At 57.4% G+C, this 21,596-nt stretch carries 14 protein-coding genes and 2 pseudogenes; 3 read left to right on the top strand and 13 right to left on the bottom strand.

The annotated features are described in order from the left end of the window. Nucleotides 1-2: 2 nt before the first annotated feature. The 9 genes and pseudogenes from GVK32_RS07890 to GVK32_RS07935 all read right to left on the bottom strand — a co-directional run bounded on the left by GVK32_RS07890 (nucleotide 3) and on the right by GVK32_RS07935 (nucleotide 8,692). Complete coding sequence (locus tag GVK32_RS07890) at nucleotides 3-869, bottom strand: transporter substrate-binding domain-containing protein (protein WP_165972972.1); 867 nt, start codon at nucleotides 867-869, stop codon at nucleotides 3-5. A 23-nt stretch (nucleotides 870-892) separates the two neighbouring features. Then, a complete protein-coding gene (locus tag GVK32_RS07895; RefSeq protein WP_159869985.1) occupies nucleotides 893-1,672 on the bottom strand; it encodes an amino acid ABC transporter ATP-binding protein in 780 nt (259 codons plus the stop codon). Continuing rightward, nucleotides 1,656-2,582 (bottom strand): amino acid ABC transporter permease, encoded by a 927-nt coding sequence (locus GVK32_RS07900; RefSeq protein WP_159869988.1) that lies wholly within the window; start codon nucleotides 2,580-2,582, stop codon nucleotides 1,656-1,658. Before GVK32_RS07900 ends, GVK32_RS07895 begins: the two co-directional genes overlap by 17 nt. A 9-nt stretch (nucleotides 2,583-2,591) precedes the next feature. After that, nucleotides 2,592-3,101 carry a GNAT family N-acetyltransferase gene (locus tag GVK32_RS07905; protein ID WP_159869991.1) on the bottom strand — a complete coding sequence of 170 codons (510 nt, stop codon included), beginning with the start codon at nucleotides 3,099-3,101 and terminating at the stop codon, nucleotides 2,592-2,594. Between the two features lie 11 nt (nucleotides 3,102-3,112). Next, nucleotides 3,113-5,378: pseudogene (locus GVK32_RS29090) on the bottom strand (NtaA/DmoA family FMN-dependent monooxygenase). Nucleotides 5,379-5,409: 31 nt separating this feature from the next. Beyond that, complete coding sequence (locus tag GVK32_RS07920; protein WP_159870000.1) at nucleotides 5,410-6,531, bottom strand: M20 peptidase aminoacylase family protein; 1,122 nt, start codon at nucleotides 6,529-6,531, stop codon at nucleotides 5,410-5,412. Further along, nucleotides 6,528-7,529 (bottom strand): LLM class flavin-dependent oxidoreductase, encoded by a 1,002-nt coding sequence (locus GVK32_RS07925; protein WP_159870003.1) that lies wholly within the window; start codon nucleotides 7,527-7,529, stop codon nucleotides 6,528-6,530. The genes GVK32_RS07920 and GVK32_RS07925 overlap by 4 nt, the downstream gene beginning before the upstream one ends. 105 nt (nucleotides 7,530-7,634) lie before the next feature. Beyond that, a complete protein-coding gene (locus GVK32_RS07930) occupies nucleotides 7,635-8,180 on the bottom strand; it encodes an adenylate kinase (RefSeq protein ID WP_159870006.1) in 546 nt (181 codons plus the stop codon). Nucleotides 8,181-8,293: 113 nt separating this feature from the next. Further along, nucleotides 8,294-8,692 (bottom strand): cupin domain-containing protein, encoded by a 399-nt coding sequence (locus GVK32_RS07935; RefSeq protein ID WP_123707801.1) that lies wholly within the window; start codon nucleotides 8,690-8,692, stop codon nucleotides 8,294-8,296. Nucleotides 8,693-8,801: 109 nt separating this feature from the next. On the opposite strand from GVK32_RS07935, the gene GVK32_RS07940 reads away from it, so the two are divergent. Together GVK32_RS07940 and ansP are read left to right on the top strand one after the other, a co-directional pair. Next, a complete protein-coding gene (locus GVK32_RS07940; protein ID WP_159870009.1) occupies nucleotides 8,802-9,689 on the top strand; it encodes a LysR family transcriptional regulator in 888 nt (295 codons plus the stop codon). Between the two features lie 188 nt (nucleotides 9,690-9,877). After that, nucleotides 9,878-11,341 (top strand): L-asparagine permease, encoded by a 1,464-nt coding sequence (gene ansP, locus GVK32_RS07945; RefSeq protein ID WP_159870012.1) that lies wholly within the window; start codon nucleotides 9,878-9,880, stop codon nucleotides 11,339-11,341. Nucleotides 11,342-11,398: 57 nt separating this feature from the next. Here ansP and GVK32_RS07950 read toward each other — a convergent pair whose 3' ends face one another. Continuing rightward, complete coding sequence (locus GVK32_RS07950; RefSeq protein WP_041145366.1) at nucleotides 11,399-11,620, bottom strand: YgdI/YgdR family lipoprotein; 222 nt, start codon at nucleotides 11,618-11,620, stop codon at nucleotides 11,399-11,401. Nucleotides 11,621-11,762: 142 nt separating this feature from the next. Further along, complete coding sequence (locus tag GVK32_RS07955; RefSeq protein ID WP_159870015.1) at nucleotides 11,763-12,824, bottom strand: YncE family protein; 1,062 nt, start codon at nucleotides 12,822-12,824, stop codon at nucleotides 11,763-11,765. Between the two features lie 260 nt (nucleotides 12,825-13,084). Between GVK32_RS07955 and pqqU the strand changes: the two genes are divergently transcribed. Then, nucleotides 13,085-15,196, top strand: a complete 2,112-nt coding sequence (pqqU, locus tag GVK32_RS07960; RefSeq protein ID WP_200842849.1) for a TonB-dependent receptor PqqU — start codon at nucleotides 13,085-13,087, stop codon at nucleotides 15,194-15,196. A gap of 650 nt (nucleotides 15,197-15,846) precedes the next feature. Here the strand turns inward: pqqU and GVK32_RS07965 are convergent. Both GVK32_RS07965 and GVK32_RS28865 read right to left on the bottom strand, forming a co-directional pair. Beyond that, nucleotides 15,847-16,203, bottom strand: a complete 357-nt coding sequence (locus tag GVK32_RS07965) for a hypothetical protein (protein WP_159870018.1) — start codon at nucleotides 16,201-16,203, stop codon at nucleotides 15,847-15,849. Nucleotides 16,204-16,597: 394 nt separating this feature from the next. Continuing rightward, nucleotides 16,598-21,554 (bottom strand): annotated as a pseudogene (locus tag GVK32_RS28865) (DUF637 domain-containing protein); the annotation flags it as partial. Nucleotides 21,555-21,596 lie beyond the last annotated feature (42 nt).

Genomic DNA, 21,596 nt, shown 5'->3' on the forward strand with positions numbered 1-21,596 from the left:
TTTTAGTAGGTAATCCCCGGCGGATTGACCACCGACTGCGTTACCGCCTCCCCCTGTTCCCCCCAGCGCGCCAGCACCTGCTGGTACTCGCCGCGGGCTATCGCCCCGTCGAGCGCCGCCTGCAGCGCGTACACCAGGCCGCTGCCCTTTTTGGTGGTGGTGGCAACGTAAGCCTTTTTCGGCCCCAGGCCGACGACTTTGGTCGTCCCGGTCAGCGCCGCTTTGTAGGCCGCCACCGACTGCGGGCCAAAGAACACGTCGGCGCGTCCGGACTGGATATAGAGATTACCCGAGGCGTCGTCGGTCAGGTACACCGGCAGCGCCGGCTGGCGCCCTGCCGCTTCGTTCTCGGCGTTCCAGCCGAGCAGAATACGCTCCTGATTAGTGCCGGAGCCGACAATCACCTTCCGCCCGGCAAGATCCGCCGCGCCGCTCACCCTGGCTATCGGGCTGGTGGATTTAACGGAAAAGGCCAGGGAATCGACGCGATAGGTGGCGAAATCGAATTTCTGCTTGCGCTGCTCGGTCACCGCGATATTCACCAGCGCCACGTCGTAGCGCCCGGAGGTGATGCCCAGCGGCCAGTCCTCCCACGCCGTCGGCACCAGCCGGAGCCGCAGCCCCAGGCTGCCTGCCAGCAGGCGGGCGATATCCGGATCGCTGCCGATGCGCGTGCGGTTATCGCTCGCCAGCAGCGCCAGCGGCGGTGAATTCAGCGCCGAGATAGCCACCGTCAGCGTCCCGGGCTCAACGAAGCGATAGTTCGCCGGGATCTGCGCAATCGCCCGGCTGTCCGCCGTCACCGGCAGCGGCCGCTCGTTGGCCTGCAGGTCAATCTCCGCCTGCGCCCCCGCCGGGATAATACCCATCATTAATACCAGAAGTCCTTTTCTCATGCCGGAAGCACCTTCGATAAAAATTGCCGTGTGCGCTGATGCTGCGGATGGTTAAGGACCTCATCACTGCTGCCCTGCTCAATGATTTTACCATCGACCATAAAGACCACCTGATCGGCGACCTCGCGCGCAAAACCAATCTCATGCGTCACCACCACCAGCGTAGTGCCGGAACGCGCCAGCTTCTTGATAACGTCAAGCACCTCGCCCACCAGCTCAGGGTCCAGCGCCGAGGTGGGTTCGTCAAACAGAATCACCCGCGGCTTGAGGGCCAGCGCCCGCGCGATGGCAATGCGCTGCTGCTGACCGCCGGAGAGATGCCGCGACCAGGCATCGGCTTTGTTGCGCAGCCCCACCACGTCGAGCAGATCGTAGGCCTGCTCGATGGCCTCCTTGCGGCTGGCCTGTCCGTGGGCAATCGGCGCCTCAATCAGGTTTTCCAGCACCGTCAGGTGCGGGAACAGGTTGAAGTTTTGAAATACGTAGCCGACGTTCACGCGCTGGCGGAGGATCTCTTTTTCCTTCATCTCGTACAGCCTGTCGCCCTGGCGGCGATAGCCGATATAGTCGCCATCGATTTGGATAAAGCCCTCATCAACGCGCTCGAGGTGGTTAATGGCCCGCAGCAGGGTGGATTTTCCCGATCCGGAAGGGCCGAGGATCACCGTTACCGTGCCGGGCGCGATCTCAAGAGAGACATCGTCCAGCGCCTTATGGCGACCAAAATATTTGCTGACGCCGGTAATCGAGATATGGCCGTTATGAGAGTTGGGCATGGACAGGCTCCTGCGGCTGCGATGAACGAGACGGTTCGGCAAGGCGGCTGCGGCGCGGGCTGTTTACCGCCGAGCGGCGTTCGCTGCGCGCCAGCGCGCGTTCGACCAGATATTGGATCAGCGACAGTACGCTGGTGATCGCCAGGTACCACACCGCGCCGACCATCAGCAGGGGGATCACTTCCTGGGTGCGGTTGTAAATCATCTGGATGGTGTAAAACAGCTCCGGCATCGCCAGGACGTAGACCATCGCCGTCCCCTTGGCGAGGCTGATAATTTCATTGAAGCCGGAGGGTAAAATGGTGCGCAGCGCCTGCGGCAGAATAATGCGCAGGGTACGCCGCCATGCCGGCAGGCCGAGCGCCGCCGCCGCTTCATACTGACCGTGATCGACGCCGAGGAAGCCGCCGCGAATAATTTCCGCGGTATAGGCGCTCTGCACCAGCGTCAGCCCGACTACCGCGGTGGAAAACTGCCCCAGCACGTTGATGGTTTGATAGCTGCCCCAGCTGATGCTGGTAAAGGGAATACCGAGCGACAGCGTGTCGTACAGATAGGAGAAGTTGTAGAGAATAATCAGCACCACGATCAGCGGCAGCGAGCGGAACAGCCAGATATATCCCCAGGAAAGGCTGCTCAGCAGCCACGAGGAGGAGAGCCTGGCCAGCGCCAGCAGGCCGCCAAAGATCACGCTCAGCACGGTACCGAGCAGGGTCAGCAGCAGCGTTTGCCCCAGCCCTTCGAGGATAACCGGATCAAAGAACCAGCGCGCGAAGACCGCCCACTCCCAGCGGGGGTTAAAGGCCACCGACTGCACGACGATGGCCAGCACCAGCAGCGCCAGCACCGCGCCGACGGCGCGCAGCGGATAGCGCGCCGGGATAACTTTTATCGTTTCAGATGTTTTCATCGTTGCTCCTCAGGCGCTCTGGCCTAGCGCGCTAACCGCCAGCGCTTTGCTAAACCGCAGCCGTCCGTCATAGGGCGACTGGCTGTACTCTTCCGGGTTGCGGTCGAGGTCGAACTGCGGCTCATAGCCCTGGCTCAAATAGAGCTTCACCGCCTCCGGCTGACGAAAGCCGGTGGTCAGGTAGATATGGCTGTAGCCCGCCAGCACCGCCCGACGCTCCAGCTCCTGCACCACCTTTGCCGCCAGCCCCTGCTGGCGCAGCGCGTGGTGGGTCCAGATGCGTTTAATTTCGGCAGTGTTGGCGTCTTTGGGCTTGTAGGCACCGGTGGCGATAATCTCCCCCTCGCGCTCGAGTACGATAAACAGCCCCTGCGGCGCCAGATACCATTCGGTTAGCTCAACTTCGGCATCGCGGGAAAAATAGTCCCCGTAGCGCGAAGCGTACTCGGCAAACAGGCCGTCAATAACCGGCTGCAGCTCAAGGGCTTCGGGTGAAACATCGCGGAATACGTCGCTCATACTGACTCCTGTTAATCGCCCAGTCCGGCCGGATTAATCTCTGACTGCGGGATGCTCTCGACGCCTTCCCCCCAGCGGTTAAGCACTTTGGCGTAGTCGCCGCTTTGAATGGTGCCGTTCAGCGCCGTCTGCACCGGGGTGACCAGGCCGCTGCCCTTCTTCAGCGTCACTGCGATATGCGCCGCCTTTGGCCAGCCGCCGTCGACGCTGCCCACCAGCCTGGTTTTGCCGGTGAGCGCCGCTTTCCATGCGCCAATCACGTTGGGACCAAAGAAGGCATCGGCGCGGCCGGACTGCAGGGCGAGGGTCAGCGCGGCGTCATCTTTGGTGTAGATCGGGGTAAAGGGCTTCAGCCCCTTCTTGAGATTCTCCGCGTTCCACGCCAGCAGAATGGCCTCCTGGTTGGTGCCGGAGCCGACGATAATGCGCAGGCCGGCAATCTCCTCCGCTTTGTCAATTTTGCTCAGCGGGCTGGTGCTCTTGACGTAGAAGCCCAGCGAATCCTTGCGGTAGGTGGCGAAATCAAACTTCTCTTTGCGCTCTTTGGTCACCGTAATATTGCTGATCGCGGCATCATATTTGCCGGAGACCACGCCGAGCGGCCAGTCCTCCCAGGAGGTCGGGACCACGTTCAGCTGCAGGCCGAGGCTATCGGCCACCAGGCGGGCGATATCCACCTCGCTGCCGAGCAGGGTTTTGTTATCGTCGGAAAAGACGGTGAGCGGCGGCGAGTTCAGCGCTGCGACCGCGACGGTGAATTTTCCCGCTACCGCGAGGCGCAGATCCTTCGGCAGCTGGGCAATCGCCTGCGGATTTTTTGCCGTATGCACCGGCGCTTTATTGGCTTCAAGACTGACCCCGGTGCCGTTGATATTGACCTCCTGCGCCCACGACGAAGCGCTTGCGGCCAGGGCGAGCGCGAGGATAAGTGACTTTTTCTGCATAGCGGGTGTTCTCTTATTATTGTTGTTGGAATTGATTGACCGGCTCGGCCAGCCCTAAGCTTGCACGCAGGGTGGTGCCGGGATACGCCTCGCGGAACAGCCCCCGCTGCTGCAGAAGCGGCACCACCTGGTCAACAAAGCGCGGGAATGCGTCCGGCGTGCCGCCCTGGATAATAAAACCGTCGGCGGCCCGCTGTTCAAACCACTGCTGCAAACCATCGGCGACCTGCTGCGGCGTTCCGGAAAAGCGCGGACGCGGGCTGGCGGCTTCCAGCGCCACCTGGCGCAGGGTCAGGCCGCGCTCGCGGGCGCTGCGCTTGATCTCATCCGTGGTGCTGCGGAAGCTGTTTTGTCCGAGATCGCCGATGTCCGGGAACGGCGCATCAAGCGGGTACTGCGCAAAGTCGTGATGTTCGAAATAGCGTCCGAGGTAGTTCAGAGCATCCTCAATCGATACCAGCGCGGCAGTGGTCTGATACTGCTGCTCCACGTCTTCGGCGCTGTCGCCCACGATGATGCTGACGCCCTGGAAAATATGCAGCAAATCTTCCTGACGGCCGTACGCCGCGAGCTGGCCTTTAACATCGCGATAAAACGCCTGCGCCTCCTCAAGAGAGTCCTGATGGGTAAAAATGGCGTCGGCATGGCTTGCCGCCAGCTTTTTACCATCATCAGAAGCACCCGCCTGAAATATAATGGGACGCCCCTGCGGCGTGCGGGCAATATTCAGCGGACCGGCAACCTTAAAAAAGTCGCCATGATGATCGAGGGCATGCAGCTTATTTTTATCAAAGAACTGGCCGCTGGCCTTATTGCGCACGAAGGCGTCCTCTTCCCATGAATCCCACAGCCCTTTAACCACCTTTAGATATTCATCCGCGATGCGATAGCGCAGCGCATGGTCGGGGTGCTGAGCGCGGGAGAAGTTTTTTGCCGAGCCCTCCAGCGGAGAGGTGACGACGTTCCAGCCCGCCCGGCCCTGGCTGAGATGGTCGAGGCTGGCGAACTGGCGCGCGGTGGTAAAGGGCTCGCTATAGGAGGTGGATAGCGTGCCCACCAGGCCGAGGTTGCGGGTCACCGCCGCCAGCGTGGAGAGCACCGTCAGCGGCTCAAAGCGGTTTAAAAAGTGCGGGATGGATTTCTCATTAATATACAGGCCGTCGGCGACGAATATAAAGTCGAGCTTCCCTTCTTCCGCTTTTAACGCCGTTTGCTTAACAAACTCAAAATTAATGCTGGCATCCGCCTGCGCTAACGGGTGACGCCAGGCGGACATATTTCCCGAGGCGCCGTGTAATATGGTGCCAAGACGCAGCTGTCGTTTTTCAGACATCGTTCACCCTTCCCTTGCCGGTAATTAAAATTTAAATTTGCTGTAAAGCCCGTTCCGCCAGGGTCGCAAAATAGCGCGCCGCCGGGGCGATTAAATTCTCATCCGGATTAAATCCGGGATGGTGGAGACCGAATTCGCTGGCGCTGCCGATGCTGACAAAGGCGCCGGGAATATGCTGCAGGTAGACGGCAAAATCTTCCCCGCCCATGTGCAGGTCCGCGTGATGGGTACGGTAGCCGACGTCGTCGGCTACCTCGCTGGCAAACGCCGCCCAGCGCTCATCGTTAACCAGCGCCGTTGGCCCGGAGTACCAGAAAACGTCGATCTGCGCGCCGAAGGCGCTGGCAAAACCGGCGGCGATTTCGCTTACCCGCGCCTTCACCCGCTGCTGCACTTCGCTGCTGTGGGTGCGCAGCGTCCCTTCCAGCTCCACGCTCTCCGGCAGGACGTTCCAGGTGTTGCCGCCCTGGATCCGCGTCACGCTCAGCACCACCGAGTCGAGTGTATTCACCTCCCGGCTGGCGACGCTCTGCAGCAGGGTGACCAGCTGGCTGGCAAGCAGGATGGCGTCTTTACCCTCGTGCGGACGCGCGGCGTGAGCGCCTTTGCCGGTGACCTTAAAGACGAAGCGATCGACGTTGGCATAAAAGGCGCCGCCGCGGGTGGCGAACTCCCCTACCGGCAGCCCCGGCTCATTGTGCATCCCGAAAATGGCCGCCACCCCTTCCAGAGCGCCGGCGCGGATCAGCGTTTTGGCGCCGCCAAAATTCTCTTCCGCCGGCTGGAACAGGATCCGCACCCGGCCCGGCAGCTGCGCTTCGCGCTCTTTGAGCAGCAGCGCGGCCCCCAGCATCACGCTGGTGTGAATGTCGTGGCCGCAGGCGTGCATCACGCCTTCGTTTTGCGAGCGATACGCGAGGCCGGTCGCTTCTTCGATCGGCAGCGCGTCAATATCCGCCCGTAGGGCAATGAGCTTTTCGCCGCTGCCCACCTCAACCACCAGGCCAGTTTTCAGCTCGTAGGGCAGCAGACGCAGGCCGCCGCTTTGCAGCCAGTCGCGGATGCGCGCGGTGGTAGCCACCTCCTGCAGGGAGAGCTCCGGGTACTGGTGCAGCTCGCGCCGCCAGCGGATCAGCTGTTCAGCAAAGCTCATGGCAGCACCTCCGCACCCTGATGGACCTGGGCCAGCAGGCGCAGCGAGTTGAGCCGCGCCTCACCTTCGGCGACCGGCGTATCGATGATGAATTCGTCAATTCCCCACTCCGCGTGCAGCTCGTCCAGCTGCGCTTTGACCTCCTCGGCGGTCCCGGCCAGCAGGGAGGATTCGCGGCGGGCAATGCGCGTCGGGGCGCTCCCCGCCTGGCGGGCAAAGGCGATCCCCTGAGCCTCGCTGCCAACGGTCACCCGCTGGCCGTTTTCCAGCTCCACGCCCCAGACCTCAACCTGCTGCGCGAGATCCCGCGCCGCCGCACGATCCTCGGCGACGATCGCCTGCACGGCGATAATGGCATCCCGGCGGCTCAGCGTGCGCCAGCGGGTCAGCACCTCGCGAAGCAGCGCTTTATCGCCGTTAAGGTGGGCGGCAAAGACAAAGTTCCAGTCAAGCTGGGCGGCGAGACGAGCGCTCTCAAGGCTGGCGCCGAGCAGGAAGCCGTCCGCGCGCCGCGGCGGGATCGGCGTTGCCCGCACGCTCTCTTCACCTTCAGCCTCGGTCAGCGACAGCCAGTTATCAAGCTGGGCCAGCTGGTCGGCAAAGGTGCCTTTATCTTCCTGATTCAGCCCCTGCTGCAGCGCGCGGGTGGAGAGCGGCAGGCCGCCGGGCGCTTTGCCGACGCCAAGATCCACCCGACCCGGCGCAATAGAGGCCAGCAGGTTGAAGTTTTCCGCGACTTTATAGGGACTGTAGTGCTGGAGCATCACCCCGCCGGACCCAACGCGAATCTGCCGGGTCTGGCCGAGGATCCAGGCGATCGCCAGCTCCGGCGACGGGCTGGCTAATTGATCGGTATTATGGTGTTCGGCTATCCAGAAGCGATGATATCCCCAAGCCTCAGCCTGTTGCGCAAGGGTTAAAGTTCGGGTCAGTGCCTGAGCGGCCGTTTCCCCAGCCGCAAGCGGACTTTTATCCAGAATACTGATTCGATAAGACATTTCGCAGACTCGTATTAACTAACGTGTCTGCATTATTAGAATCTGGGGAGGCGGCTGAGAAACAATTTATTTACATGTGCTCTGCCGGAAAATAGATATACGGGCTTAATGCTGAGCAGGCTGCGCTGTCAACTGGCGGAGAAAATCCTCCGTCTGACGCCGGTTACGCAGGCGCACAAAGCGGATATGCTGCCAGGCCGGGTCGGCCATATCGGCAAGGTAGCGCTGGCGATTGTGACGCCAGGTTTTGATGGTCCACCAGATAATGGATTCGCGGCTAAAAAAGGAGCGACGGAAGCTTTCGCAGTTGCCGGTACCGGGCCACAGCTCCTGATGGCGGCTGGCGCGGGCGGCGGCGCGACACACCGCCTGCCGCAGCGTGCGGCAGAATCCGTAGTCGAGCCAGACCACCAGATCGACATCGCGCCATTTGATCTGACGGCTGCGGTTATAGTTGCCGTCCAGCACCCAGCCCGGCCCGGCGGTAGCGGCGGCTAATTTGGCAAAGAACGCTTCGTCCGGCGTGCCCTGCCAGTGCGGAAGCCAGTAGAGCCGATCCATTTCGATACAGGGAAGCGCCAGCTGCCGGGCAATCCGCCCGGCGAGGGTCGATTTGCCGACGCCGCTGGTCCCTACTACGTTGATTTTCATCGTCTGCGCTCAGCCATGTCTTGTTGTGGGGCTGAGAATAATAGCCGACAAACGGCCGCGCCGGGTGAGGAAAATTCCGGCGCAGCGCCTGCGCTAACCGGCGGCGGTAGCGTTTAGCAGCCCTGGTACTGCTCGTCGCTGACGTGCTCCTGCCAGGTCACCGCGCTGCCGTTTTCCGCTTCGGCGATGGCAATATGCACCATCGCGGTCGCGCTGCTGGCGCCGTGCCAGTGCTTCACGCCCGGCGGGATCCACGCGATATCGCCCGGATTCAGCGCCTGCGGCTCTTTGCCCCACTCCTGCAGCCAGCCGCGTCCCTGGACCACAATCAGCGTCTGGCCCAGCGGATGCGTATGCCAGGCGGTACGCGCGCCGGGCTCGAAGGTGACCGTCGCGCCGCCCACTTTCGCCGGCTCGGTGGCCTGAAAAGGCGCGTCGATACGCACGTCGCCGGTAAACCAGTCTGCGGGACCTTTTCGTGATGGCTGTGAGCCGCTGTGGCTAATATTCATGATGCTCTCCTCTTAGGTGTTGCACTAAAGATAGCGCAAGCGCCGGGCCGCGATTAGACTGCAAAATAAGAAAGGAACCATGAGCCAAATTCATTAATCCGGAATAACGATGCTTAAAGACAATATTAACGACCTGCTGTCGTTTATGGTGGTGGCCCGCGAGCGCAGCTTTACCCGCGCCGCCGCGCAGCTCGGCGTTTCTCAGTCGGCGTTGAGCCACGCCATGCGCAATCTGGAGGCCAGGCTCGACGTGCGCCTGCTGACCCGCACCACCCGCAGCGTCGCGCCAACCGAGGCCGGCGACAGGCTGTTTCAGCGCCTCGGCCCGCATCTGCAGGAAATTGAGCAGGAGCTCAGCGCCCTGCGTGACACCCGCGAGCATCCGGCCGGCAATATCCGCCTTACCGCCGGCGAGCACGCCGCCAGCACGGTGCTCTGGCCGACGTTGAAACCCTTTATGCTGCAGTATCCCGACATTCATATCGAAATTACCGTTGATAATGGCCTGACCGATATCGTCGATGGGCGCTTTGACGCCGGGATCCGCCTCGGCGAACAGGTGGCGAAGGATATGATTGCGGTACGGATCGCCCCCGATATGCGCATGGCCGTCGTCGGCTCGGCGGACTACCTTGCGCGCTACGGCACGCCGCAAACGCCCTATGAGCTCGACCGCCACCGCTGCATTAACATGCGCTTACCGACCCTCGGCGGCATTTATGCCTGGGAGTTTGCGCAGGAGGAGCGCGAAGTGCGCGTCCGCGTTGACGGACAAATCACGCTAAACAGCCTTCCGCAGCGCATAGATGCTGCCGCTGCGGGCCTCGGGCTGGCCTATGTCCCGGAGGATTCCGTTGCCGAGGCTCTCGCCGACGGGCAGCTGGTACGGCTCCTCGAAGCGTGGACGCCCTCCTTCACCGGCTACCATCTTTATTACCCCAGCCGCCGCCAGCACACCGCCGCCTTTTCCCTGCTTGTGGACGCGCTACGGCGCTGAACCCATTGATATATAAGCAAGTGCGGTGCAAACATGTTTTACGTGCGTCACTATCACGTTGCGTGTAGGATGCTGCGCCATGCTCTGCTTATCTCCTACGCCAGAATGATGAGAAAGCCAGCATAACGTGCTGCCAGTCGGCGGTGCGGGGACCACTCATGGACATTGACAGGAAAATGGGTTCATCAATGAATACAAAACACAACGCCGCGGCCGAGCATCAGGCCGCAAAACGTCACTGGCTCAACTCGCAGGAGTCGGGTTACCACAAGGCAATGGGCAACCGTCAGGTGCAGATGATCGCCATCGGCGGCGCAATCGGTACCGGTCTGTTTCTCGGCGCCGGCGCGCGCCTGCAGATGGCGGGGCCCGCGCTGGCCCTGGTGTATCTGGTCTGCGGCCTGTTCTCCTTCTTTATCCTCCGCGCGCTGGGTGAACTGGTGCTGCACCGGCCCTCCAGCGGCAGCTTCGTCTCCTACGCCCGCGAATTCCTCGGTGAAAAAGCGGCTTACGTTGCCGGCTGGATGTACTTCGTCAACTGGGCGATGACCGGCATTGTCGACATCACCGCCGTGGCGCTCTATATGCACTACTGGGGCGCGTTCGGCGACGTTCCGCAGTGGGTCTTCGCCCTCGGCGCGCTAGCGATCGTCGGCACCATGAATATGATCGGCGTGAAGTGGTTTGCCGAAATGGAGTTCTGGTTTGCGCTGGTCAAAGTGCTGGCGATTGTTGCATTCCTCGTGATCGGGACCATTTTTCTCGGCAGCGGAAAACCGCTGGACGGCAACGCCACCGGCTTCCACCTGATTACCGATAACGGCGGCCTGTTCCCGCACGGCCTGATGCCGGCGCTGGTGCTGGTGCAGGGGGTGGTGTTCGCCTTTGCCTCCATCGAACTGGTCGGCACCGCCGCCGGGGAGTGCAAAGAGCCGCAGACCATGGTGCCGCGCGCGATCAACAGCGTGATCTGGCGTATCGGCCTGTTCTACGTAGGTTCCGTGGTGCTGCTGGTGCTGCTGCTGCCGTGGAATGCCTATCAGGCGGGGCAAAGTCCGTTCGTCACCTTCTTCTCGAAGCTCGGCGTGCCGTACATTGGCAGCGTGATGAATATCGTGGTCTTAACCGCGGCGCTCTCCAGCCTCAACTCGGGCCTGTACTGCACCGGGCGCATTCTGCGTTCGATGTCAATGGGCGGCTCCGCGCCGCAGTTTATGTCGAAGATGAGCCGCCATCAGGTGCCTTACGCCGGAATTCTGGCGACGCTGGCGGTCTACGTCATCGGCGTATTCCTCAACTATCTGGTGCCGTCGCAGGTCTTTGAGATCGTGCTCAACGTGGCTTCGCTGGGGATTATTGCGTCGTGGGGCTTTATCGTGGTTTGCCAGATGCGGCTGCGAAAAGCGATTAAAGAAGGTAGAGCGGCGGAGGTGAGCTTTAAAATGCCGGGGGCGCCGTTCACTTCCTGGCTGACCCTGCTGTTCCTGCTCAGCGTGCTGGTGCTGATGGCCTTCGATTATCCGAACGGCACCTACACCATCGGTTCAATTCCGCTGATTGCGGTGCTGCTGGTCGCCGGTTGGTTTGGCGTTCGTCGCCGGGTGGCGGCGATTCATAGCACCGCACCGGGTGCGCAGACGGCGCAAAAATAGCGCGATTGCGGTTTGGCCTAAACCGGTCAAACCGCACTTTTCAACGACGATCCAGACTTAGTTATCTTTAACCAGCTGCGAAACGTCGCTGCTGTTAATTTGGCGCTGATTGCCCGATTCGTCGGTGTAGCTGGTCATGCCGGTATCTTTATCCAGCTGTGGCTTGCCGTGGGTCACAATGGTCTGCCCACTTTTCGTTGTCATCACATAGTTTGAAGTACAGCCCGCCAGTAAAGCCAGCATCGCGCCGGCGCACAGAACCATAAATGGCTTATTCATATCGTCTCCAGAAAGATTACCACTCTCCCGCAGCAGGCGGGAAAGCACTGATTATAAAGCCATTAGGTTAATACGGCTAACAGGTGATTGTAACAGAGGGTGATTCAGGCGAGCAGGAGGGGTCTCCCCCTCCGCTAAATCTTTACAGCGCGATGCGGATAACGTCATCCGGCGGAGTGGCTTCTTTCTGACGGGTTGATTCCTGCTTCACGCTGACGTACAGCGTTTTACCGTCGGCGGAGAGCGCGAGGCTGTTAGGATAGGTTGGCGTTTTGATGGTTTTCACAACCTTGTAGGTTTTACCATCGATCACGCTGACTTCGCCGGCCTTACGGTGGGTCACGTAGGCTTCATTGCGGGTTGGGTTGAACAGCACCGCCAGCGATTCCGGCGCGGCGATTTTCTCCAGCACCTTGCCGTCGCGCAGATCGACAACCAGCACTTCCGGCTGTTTGCCGTCGGTGATGAAGGCGCGATGGCCCGCGGTGTCAAGGCTCAGGTTCAGGTAGAAGTGCTCCTTACCGTCATCCTGCAGCTTTTTACGGCTCAGAATTTTGTTGCTGTCGCTGTCGATAGTCAGCAGCTCGCCGTCGGCATTGGTGGTGTAAATGCGCTTCGCGTCAGCATCAACCGCCAGCCCGGTCGCCATCGCGCCGGTGTTGGTAATGGTCTCTTTCAGGGTCAGCTTGTCGCCATCAACCACCCAGATAACGCTCTCTTTACCCAGCCCGGTAATATAAACGGTGTTGGTCTTCTCATTCACCGCCAGCTCGCGCGGCGCCAGCGGACGCACGGTTTCGCTGCGCTTGCGGGAGTCAAGCACCAGACGGCCTTTCACGGCGCCGGTTTTGGCGTCAATCGCGGTGACGGTGCTGTCGGTGGTGTTGCCAAACCACAGCGTCTGGGTGGCGTTGTTGATCGTCGCCCCGAACGGCTTGAGGTCGTTATGGATAACCTGAGTGACCTCCAGCGTCGTCGGGTCGAGGCGATAGACGATCCCGCCTTTATCCAGCGAACGACTTTGCGATGTCGCGACCCATAGCGCATTTTCCTGCTGGCTATAAGCCATCTCGTATGCGCCCTTTCCAACCGCCTTGCGCAGCATTTCTTCCGCCGCGTGAGCGCTGAAGCTCCCCGCCAGCAGCAGTGAAGTTAACAACAGTGAACGGCGCAGACGCGGCGTGGACAGATGACGTAATGACATGACGACTCCCTTTGATAAAACAAATATGTGCCTGCTCGACAGTGCTTCCGTGGCGTAAAGTCATGGCTTTACGCTATTTTATAGATGCGAATAATAATCATTATTTAACACAAAGTGGAGCGATAATTGCGCTCGCGGGCGAAAAAAATAGCCAATAGTTGCCATTATTTAACTAAACTTCCGTTAATAATTTTCAAAAAATTACAAAAGAGTTAACATATGGAGATATGTTCCGTTTGGTTCGTTTTGCGAGTGTTTCCATGAAAATCCTTTCCGTGCGCACGGTTGCGCTTCCCGCCCTCCTCTTGCCGCTGGTCGCTATGGCTCAGTCCAGCCCAGAAGGCGAGCAGACGATGGTCGTTACCGCCGCCCCAACGACGGTCTCCGAACTTGATACCCCCGCCGCCGTCAGCGTGGTCAACGGCGACGACATGCGCCACGCCGCGCCGCGGGTCAACCTTTCCGAGTCGCTGGGCGCGGTGCCCGGCCTGCAGGTACAAAACCGGCAGAACTACGCTCAGGACCTGCAGCTCTCGATTCGCGGCTTCGGCTCTCGCTCCACCTACGGCGTGCGCGGGCTGCGGATCTACGTTGACGGCATTCCGGCCACCATGCCCGACGGCCAGGGGCAAACCTCCAATATCGATATCGGCAGCGTAGAGTCGCTGGAGGTTCTGCGCGGGCCCTTCTCCGCGCTGTACGGCAACTCCTCCGGCGGGGTGATTAACGTCACCAGCCAGAGCGGCAGCCAGCCGCCGACCATCGAAGCCAGCAGCTATTACGGCAGCTTCGGTACCTGGCACTACGGCATGAAGGCCACCGGCGCCGTCGGCGACGGTACCCACGCCGGGGACGTCGATTACACCGTGTCGACCAACCGCTTCACCACTCACGGCTACCGCGATCACAGCGGCGCGCGGAAAAACCTCGCCAACGCGAAGCTGGGCGTGCGCATCAACGACGTCAGTAAGCTGACGCTGCTGTTCAACAGCGTGGATATCAAAGCCAACGATGCCGGCGGCCTGAGCTACGACGAGTGGCAGAATAACCCGCGCCAATCGCCGCGCGGCGATCAGTACAACACCCGCAAATCGACCAAACAGACCCAGGCCGGTTTACGCTACGAGCGCCAGCTGAGCGAGCGCGACGACCTGAGCGTGATGATGTACGCCGGCGAGCGTGAAACCACGCAGTATCAGTCGATTCCGCGCGCGCCGCAGCTTAACCCGAGCCACGCGGGCGGCGTGATTGACCTCACCCGCCACTATCAGGGTATCGATACCCGCTGGACCCATCGCGGCGAGCTGCTGGTGCCGGTGACCTTCACCACCGGGCTTGATTACGAAACCATGAGCGAGCGCCGCAAAGGGTTTGAAAACTTCGTGATGGCCAACGGTGCGCCGCAGTACGGCGAAGAGGGCAGCCTGCGCCGCAACGAACGCAACCTGATGTGGAATATCGACCCCTATCTGCAGACCCAGTGGCAGCTGACGGAGAAACTGACTCTCGATGCCGGGGTGCGCTACAGCTCGGTGTGGTTCGATTCAAACGATTACTACATTACCTCGGGCAACGGCGACGATAGCGGCGACGCCAGCTACCACAAATGGCTGCCGGCGGGTTCACTGAAGTATGCGCTGACCGATGCGTGGAACGTCTACGCTTCCGCGGGCCGCGGCTTTGAAACGCCGACCATCAACGAGCTCTCCTATCGCTCCGGCAACCAGGGCGGCCTGAACTTTGGCCTGCAGCCCTCAACCAACGAGACGTTTGAAATCGGCAGCAAAACGCGGATCGGCAACGGCCTGTTCACCGCTGCTTTGTTCCAGACCAATACCGATAACGAGATTGTCGTTGACGCCAGCAGCGGCGGACGCACCAGCTATAAAAACGCCGGCAAAACCCGCCGTCAGGGAATGGAGCTGGGGCTGGATCAGCAGTTCGCTGAGAACTGGCGCCTGAAGGCCGCCTGGACCTGGCTGGACGCCACCTACCGGACCAACGTCTGCGATGACGCCAGCTGCAACGGTAACCGCATTCCGGGGATCGCCCGTAACATGGGCTACGCCTCGTTTGGCTATCAGCCGGATCGCGGCTGGTACGCGGGCAGCGATATTCGCTACATGAGCAATATCATGGCTAACGATGAGAACACAGCTAAGGCGCCGTCGTGGACCGTCGTTGGACTCACCAGCGGCTATAAGTGGAGCTACGGCAATATGGATATGGACGTTTTCGGCCGTATCGATAACCTGTTTGACCGCAGCTACGTCGGGTCGGTGATCGTCAACGAGTCCAACGGCCGCTACTACGAACCGGCGCCGGGACGTAACTACGGCGTTGGCCTGAACCTCGCATGGCGATTTGAGTAACATGCCGCAGCCGCCGCCCGGGGAGTCCGCCGGGCGGCGGCGTTAATGACTGGCCCGGCGGCTGACGGTTGGTGGCTGAAAAACAGAAAATCTCAAAAATATCGAAAAAACAAAAGTTCTCGATCCTTTAGATAAAAAAACAAACTAAGAAAATCATCTTCTGAAGAAAAATAAAAATTAAGATAAAAAACATTCCATCCATTCAAAAACACACACAAAACATCCCCACTATATCTTTAGCAGACGAAACATATCCTAATAGCCTCAATAAATCCATTCTAGAGTCGGTAGCAAATAAACCATAACAATAATAAATTAAAACAATTTAGGAAGCGTAAATCTGGCGTTATTTTTGTGAGCGAAATATTTAACAAATCGTTTATCTAAAATATAGACTCACGTTCTACCGAGTATGTAAAAAAGGTAAACACCACAATTATATTTGTGAAAAATGTTCTACCAACCAATAAATAAAAAATCATTAACGATAATAGAGAGAGGCAGGCTAACCACCTGTGACTTAGCTGGAAATATCTATACTGAAGGTTAAATACCTAAAGAGTTTGACATCTACAGTTTCGGTTCTTACCTATCAACAATTTTTGAGTACCGAGAGACTGTAGTTTCAATCGCAGTCCCCCGGAAAAATATCAGTAGGATTTAACTGATTTCAATTCCATAAATTCCTCCCTAAAAACATCATCCGGTATTTTATTGAAAATAAATAATTGATCACCCAAATTTAAAATGGAGATTTCCATTGAGTTATCAAACTGAAGATTAACTCCAATGATTTTTTGTTCAACCCCAGAATACACCATATTAAAAGCAATGATTCTCTTATCAATCACCTCAATAAAAGCAGGATTCGAAGAAATATTTCTTATTATAAGCTTGCCATATTCACCCATATCACTTTTGCACAATGGCAATTCATCCAGCAACAATGAGGCACCATCAATACCACCAGCTAATCTCATAAAAAAGGATGAAGGGCCAAATTCCATCGTTATCTCTTGCAGATTGTCGAATGAAGTCTGTTCATCGCATGTGAACATAAGACCGCATACGGACTTTAGTATCCGTCCTACCACTTCCTCTCCATACATTTGCATATTTTCATTTATCATGTTATGGATTTTCCTTCAGTGCGTTTTTCACAGATGTATTATTGAATACACCATTTTTTAAAATAGTGACAAAAGTCCCATCAAGTTTTGTTACAACCACATCATTATCCTTTATTCGGAAAATTACATCCCCCCTACCACCATTTACCCCTTGGCCAGAAAATGTCCCTGAAACAACTATCTCAGGATGTTCTCCAATGTCCATAATACGTGACAGAACCATATTTCTGTCTGAAGCATTAGATGCATTACCACCGAAATCCTCAACATGCTTTCCTAATTTCTTACCGAGTTGAGCATTATCAACTTTAAATAAACTACCGGCTAACAACTCTTTCTTTATAGTATCAGCAACAGGTTGCAGATTGAATGCCTTATTTTTCAAAGATGTATCAGCGGAATGAACTGCTTGCAGCGTTAGATTTTTCACCAGGTCTTGGGTTTTGCCCACAACCAGAGTACTACCCGCAACAATAGGTCCGACGCCAATAAGTGCCTCTGGAGCAATAATATCGGCAGCATAGATACCCGCCTGGTTCAGACATAACGCCGGGTTGGTCTTACATCCAGCAACAATCAGACGCGCAGCTAAAACTATTTCAGGCGCTGCCCCTAAGATTGTTAATCCTCCGACGGTGACAGCAAGCCCACCGCCTGCGGTAACAGCAACCATGACTGCCGCTTCCCGGCGAGCCTGAACGCGTTTAGCTGCGTCCTTATCCCCCTTATCTGCAGCCAGAATATCCCGCTGATTATCCAGGGCATACTGTTGCAACATATGCTCCGTCATATTGTAGCGGTAAACATTTTGCGCGCTGTCCGCCCCGCTGTATGCGCCTTCAGGCGTATGTGTGGTCAGCGCGCCGGTCAACGCGCCAATCACGCGTGCCGTTTGCTCTTTTGCCTCATTACCGTTTAGCGCTTCCTGCAGACGCCGCAACTGGCGCTCTTGCTCATTCAGGTTAGCGGGTTCGAATAACGAGCTTTGCATGATGACACCGGCCAGCTCCGCCGCCAGGGCACCAGTGGCCGCACCTTTACCGTCACCCAGCCCGATTTCCGCGCTGATGCCAGCAAGGACCGCATGGCTGACCGATTTCCCGGCCACGCCTAACACTTCACCGTTGTCACCAATCAGCCCCGCGCCTTCGGCTTGAACCTGATTACCAATATTTGATAACAGCGCGTTGACCAGATTGTCCTTAAAGCTGCCGCCATTGATGCCGGTGTTCAGGCTGGAGCTGATAACCGACTGACCGGCCACGCGCTGGGTAACCTTGCTCCATCCTTCATCTTTCACCAGAGCAGGCAGGCGCGCCTTGTCCGGCGCCACGCTAACGTTCATCACCTCGTCAAACCCGGCCAGCGCCCCGCCGATAACCATAGAGGTTGCCAGAGATTTAACGGAGCTGCTGCTTTCCAGACTTTTAAGGGTTTTTGACAGATTCCCCTGATTTTCAACCAACGCAACCGCTGCCTGGGAAACCAGGGATGTCATACCCGCATAGGCTGAGCCATACACTGCCGCGGAAGCCGTTGCGCCCGTGACACCGGTTGCCGTAATAGCGCTGCTTCCAGCCAAAGCAGCGAGCCCTGTTCCGGCAGTAACTGCAGCAGCAGCTATCGCAATCACCGCGGCAACGGCCGGATTCAGGCTCTGGCTTTTATAGTTCCAGCTGTCATAGGCATCCTTAACCTCGTTCCACTGTACGTCATTGCGGGTGTTCAACCCTTTTAGCCATTCGGTGCCCGACTGAACGCCGAGGGCGGTAATAGCTCCCTGCAGCGCCTGACCATTTTTGGTTTTGACATCAGCACTGATGCCGTTTGCCGCATCCACCGTCAGCTTACCGCCGGCGTAAACGGAAGGAAGAACCCATTTCCCTTCGCTGTATCCCTTATCTGCCTGTTTAATATAAAAGCCTTTCGAGGTGCTGACGGTCTGCTCGAAGGTCGTATTCTTCACCGCAAGGAAATTGACTTTTCCGTTAGTACTGGTCAGCGTCGCATTTTTCCCCGCCTCAATTTTGCTGGCTTCATAGGTACTGTCATCGCGACTCAGCAGGTTAAGATTGCCTCCGGCGGTAAACTCAGTCACCCGATTGGTGGTCGTATGCTTTGTCTGCTTAACCGTGGTTTTCTGTCCCCACCATTTCCGTTTGGTGGTTTGCTTCTCATAATGGCTGGATTCTTCCATCGCCTGGGCGTATAGCCAGCCGCCTTTCGCCGCCACGTCCATCGCGCCTTTCGCCAACAGTCGCGATGCCTGGAACAGAATACTGCCGCCCGAAATCACCGTCAGGGCGCCACCCGCATTAAGCGTCACACCGGTCTGGCTGACGGTCTCCGTCCAGGTATTCCCGGACTCCCGATAAACGGTCCCCCGCGGACTGCAATTGCATATTCCCGCCGGAGGTCAGCGTGATATTATCGTTCGATGTCAGGGTGCTGCCGTCGGCCAGGATACTTTCGTTTGCCGCCAGCGTCAGTGCCCGCGCCCCGCGCAGGTTGGTAAGTACATTAAGCTCATCGCGGTTGTTATCGTTCTGACCATCCGTGACGCCATAGCCATAAGCGCCGAGCCAGATATTTTTCCCGGCCTGCAGGGTAGTTTTATTTCCGGCTATAACACTGGCGCCAGGCAATGCAATATCCGCAGCAGCATTAATGAGGATATCTTTTCCCGCGGTCAGTGAACTGCGCAATTCAGGCGTACGGTTTTCAGCAAAGTATGGGTTGAACCGGCCGCTCAGGGTGCGCATATTCATATCAGCATGCACGCCAGCGGTCATATTAATATTCCCTCCGGCATCAGCCTGTATACCGCGTAGTATTAAATACTTCCCGCTGCTTAGCGTGATATCCCCAGATGCGCGCAGAGGATCCCCTGGCAACATCTGATTAAAAAGCTCCTGTGACCTGGCTGCTGACAGGACATATCCTGGTCGTTCATGACTCAGCATGGCCTCATTTTTATCGATGGTGATGTTGCCGTTAGCAATCAGAGTGATGTTTTTACTTTGTACGGGAAGGCGGGTATTCCTCAGTAAAATATTTCCTCCTGCCGTCATCAGAAGGTCCCCTGTCGCTTCAACACTCCCTAGCCAACGGACGCCATCGGCATGGAAATAGTTCGGCTGTTCACTGGTGTGCGAGTTCACGTCGCCAGTGCGGCTGACGAGAGTGATATTTTGCCCCTTAAGTTCACTTTGCCATGAGTCGATATTCCCGCCAGCTAAAACAGAAATGTCCTTGCCAGCGGTCAGTAGCGCCAGTGCGACTTTAGTAAAAGTATCTGATTGAAGTGTAATATCACCGGCAGCCTTGATGACATCAGTGGTAATAATGCTACCTGCGTGCAGCAGGATATTTTTTGCGGTGATGGTGTCGGGTCGAGCGACAACATCCGAATATCCGGCCCGGGTATCATAAGGCTCATAGCTTTCAATCCGCTCAGAGAAATCAGCCACCAGATTACCTGTTGCCGCCAGGGTCGCTGGAGATAACGCTGAATTCCTCCAGCTCAGGAGTTCACCTGTTTTCTGGAAGGTGTAAGTTTTAGTTTGCTTGCCGGCAATCGTAAGCTGGTTTTCCGGTACCGGCGACGATGCGGTACCGGATGGTCGGTAAGATGTATCGTAAACCGCCCAGGTATCCATAATCCCCGTTTTGCCGCTAATATGTTTCAGCGTCTTTCCGGTCATAATCAGATCGCGTCCGGCTTTAATCTGACTTTCATTATTGATTAGCTGAGTAGCGTTTAAATAGCTATTTCCTCCGGACAGAATTGAAGCAGCAGGAGAGGATGCCGTCCTGCGTAACTCTTTTCGCCCACTGTTAACCAGCGCAGTCTGATTAAAATCAACCGTACCAAACCATTTCCCGCCCAGTTGAGCATTCCAGTATGTCACGTCGGCGAGAGTAATATTTCCGGATGCATGCCGAATAGAGTTGATAGTACGATGCTGCGGTAATTTCACGAATTGCGTTGAGTCCGGACTGATATCTTTCCATTCGTAAGTCAGAACATCACGGGTATTGTTCAGCGTTTCTGTACGGATGACCAAATCACCGGTATTGGTCTGAATACGTGCAGAGCGATTCTCCACCAGAGTCGCTTTATTACCCTGAGCATCCTTCTGTATCCACAGATTGTTGTTACTGTGCAGGGCGGCGCCCTCGCCGGTGTTGCGCACCGTGGAGGCAAACACCCGCATATCCCCATGGGCCGTGGTACCGCTGCGGTTATCCACGGTGGTGGCCGCCAGCGTCACATCGCGCTCTGCCCGCACGCTGCTGCCGGCTGACGTGACGATTTCCCGACCGCTAACGTTCAGGTCGGTCTGTGCTTTGACGTTGCTGAGGATAATTTTTCCAGCCGTCGTCAGGGAAATATCCCGCTGGGTGGCGGTAATTCTGTTCAGGTTGACCCCCACCCCGTCTTCGGTGGCAACAAGGCGGATTTTTCCGGCATACATGCCGCCCAGCGCCTTAGTATCGACGGCAAGTTGAGGTTTAGCCCCCTCCCCGGCAACAGGTTTTACCGTGCCATCCTTAAAACTGACCTGGTTCGCCCCCAGGGTCATGGTGAGGGTTTTCGCGTTAATTTTTCCATTTAGCTCAGTTGCCCGGCTGATAATATCAACATACTCCGCGCTATTTCCGTCGAGGCCATTGTTGCCGATAATCACTGAGCCTTTCTTAACGGCTAATGCATCCAGAGCCCCTTGTTTATCAAACTGCGGCTTGCCGGTGGTCAGGGTAACCGAAGGCGCGTTAATAAATCCGCAACCATCGCAGGTAATACCGTTCGGGTTGGCTATCATTACGCCAGCTTTATTACCAAAAACTTCCAGCTTGCCTTTTAACTCTGAGCGATTGCCGCTGGTGACTTCGTTGATAATGAGTTCAGCCGGTTTGCCTTTTAATCTGGCGTTACCGTTGTCAATGGTGACGCCCAGCTGAGTTTTTCCGCCCTGCGTCGCGTTATTTAACACGGCACCGGGGGCCCCCACGTTGAAATCCTGATAGGTGTTATGTGAAATGCCGGCACCGTTTGGCGTGGCGATGTTCACCACCGGTACGTTACCGGGCTTGATGACAACCTGAGTATTCCCGTTAGCTGCAACGATACCGGCGGCAATTGCGGGATGTAAAGGCTGAACGGCGGTAAGGTAGATCAACAGCCAACTGGCGCCCCTGGCCAGCGGATGGGCAAGCTTATCCATATCTGAACATCCTTTTATTCTGGAGCCAAAGGGCCCCTGCTG

The organism is Klebsiella sp. 18074 (genome assembly GCF_902705905.1).
Taxonomy (GTDB): Bacteria; Pseudomonadota; Gammaproteobacteria; order Enterobacterales; family Enterobacteriaceae; genus Klebsiella; species Klebsiella terrigena.

What these genes read in the sequence shown, in the direction of transcription:
- GVK32_RS07905 (WP_159869991.1), bottom strand. Translation starts at nt 3,101, where the DNA reads ATGAGCGACGTATTCCGCGATGTTTCACCCGAAGCCCTTGAGCTGCAG.
- GVK32_RS07925 (WP_159870003.1), bottom strand. Translation starts at nt 7,529, where the DNA reads ATGTCTTATCGAATCAGTATTCTGGATAAAAGTCCGCTTGCGGCTGGG.
- GVK32_RS07890 (WP_165972972.1), bottom strand. Translation starts at nt 869, where the DNA reads ATGGGTATTATCCCGGCGGGGGCGCAGGCGGAGATTGACCTGCAGGCC.
- GVK32_RS07930 (WP_159870006.1), bottom strand. Translation starts at nt 8,180, where the DNA reads ATGAAAATCAACGTAGTAGGGACCAGCGGCGTCGGCAAATCGACCCTC.
- GVK32_RS07965 (WP_159870018.1), bottom strand. Translation starts at nt 16,203, where the DNA reads ATGGAATTTGGCCCTTCATCCTTTTTTATGAGATTAGCTGGTGGTATT.
- GVK32_RS07935 (WP_123707801.1), bottom strand. Translation starts at nt 8,692, where the DNA reads ATGAATATTAGCCACAGCGGCTCACAGCCATCACGAAAAGGTCCCGCA.
- GVK32_RS07895 (WP_159869985.1), bottom strand. Translation starts at nt 1,672, where the DNA reads ATGCCCAACTCTCATAACGGCCATATCTCGATTACCGGCGTCAGCAAA.
- GVK32_RS07955 (WP_159870015.1), bottom strand. Translation starts at nt 12,824, where the DNA reads ATGTCATTACGTCATCTGTCCACGCCGCGTCTGCGCCGTTCACTGTTG.
- GVK32_RS07950 (WP_041145366.1), bottom strand. Translation starts at nt 11,620, where the DNA reads ATGAATAAGCCATTTATGGTTCTGTGCGCCGGCGCGATGCTGGCTTTA.
- ansP (WP_159870012.1), top strand. Translation starts at nt 9,878, where the DNA reads ATGAATACAAAACACAACGCCGCGGCCGAGCATCAGGCCGCAAAACGT.
- GVK32_RS07900 (WP_159869988.1), bottom strand. Translation starts at nt 2,582, where the DNA reads ATGAAAACATCTGAAACGATAAAAGTTATCCCGGCGCGCTATCCGCTG.
- GVK32_RS07920 (WP_159870000.1), bottom strand. Translation starts at nt 6,531, where the DNA reads ATGAGCTTTGCTGAACAGCTGATCCGCTGGCGGCGCGAGCTGCACCAG.
- GVK32_RS07940 (WP_159870009.1), top strand. Translation starts at nt 8,802, where the DNA reads ATGCTTAAAGACAATATTAACGACCTGCTGTCGTTTATGGTGGTGGCC.
- pqqU (WP_200842849.1), top strand. Translation starts at nt 13,085, where the DNA reads ATGAAAATCCTTTCCGTGCGCACGGTTGCGCTTCCCGCCCTCCTCTTG.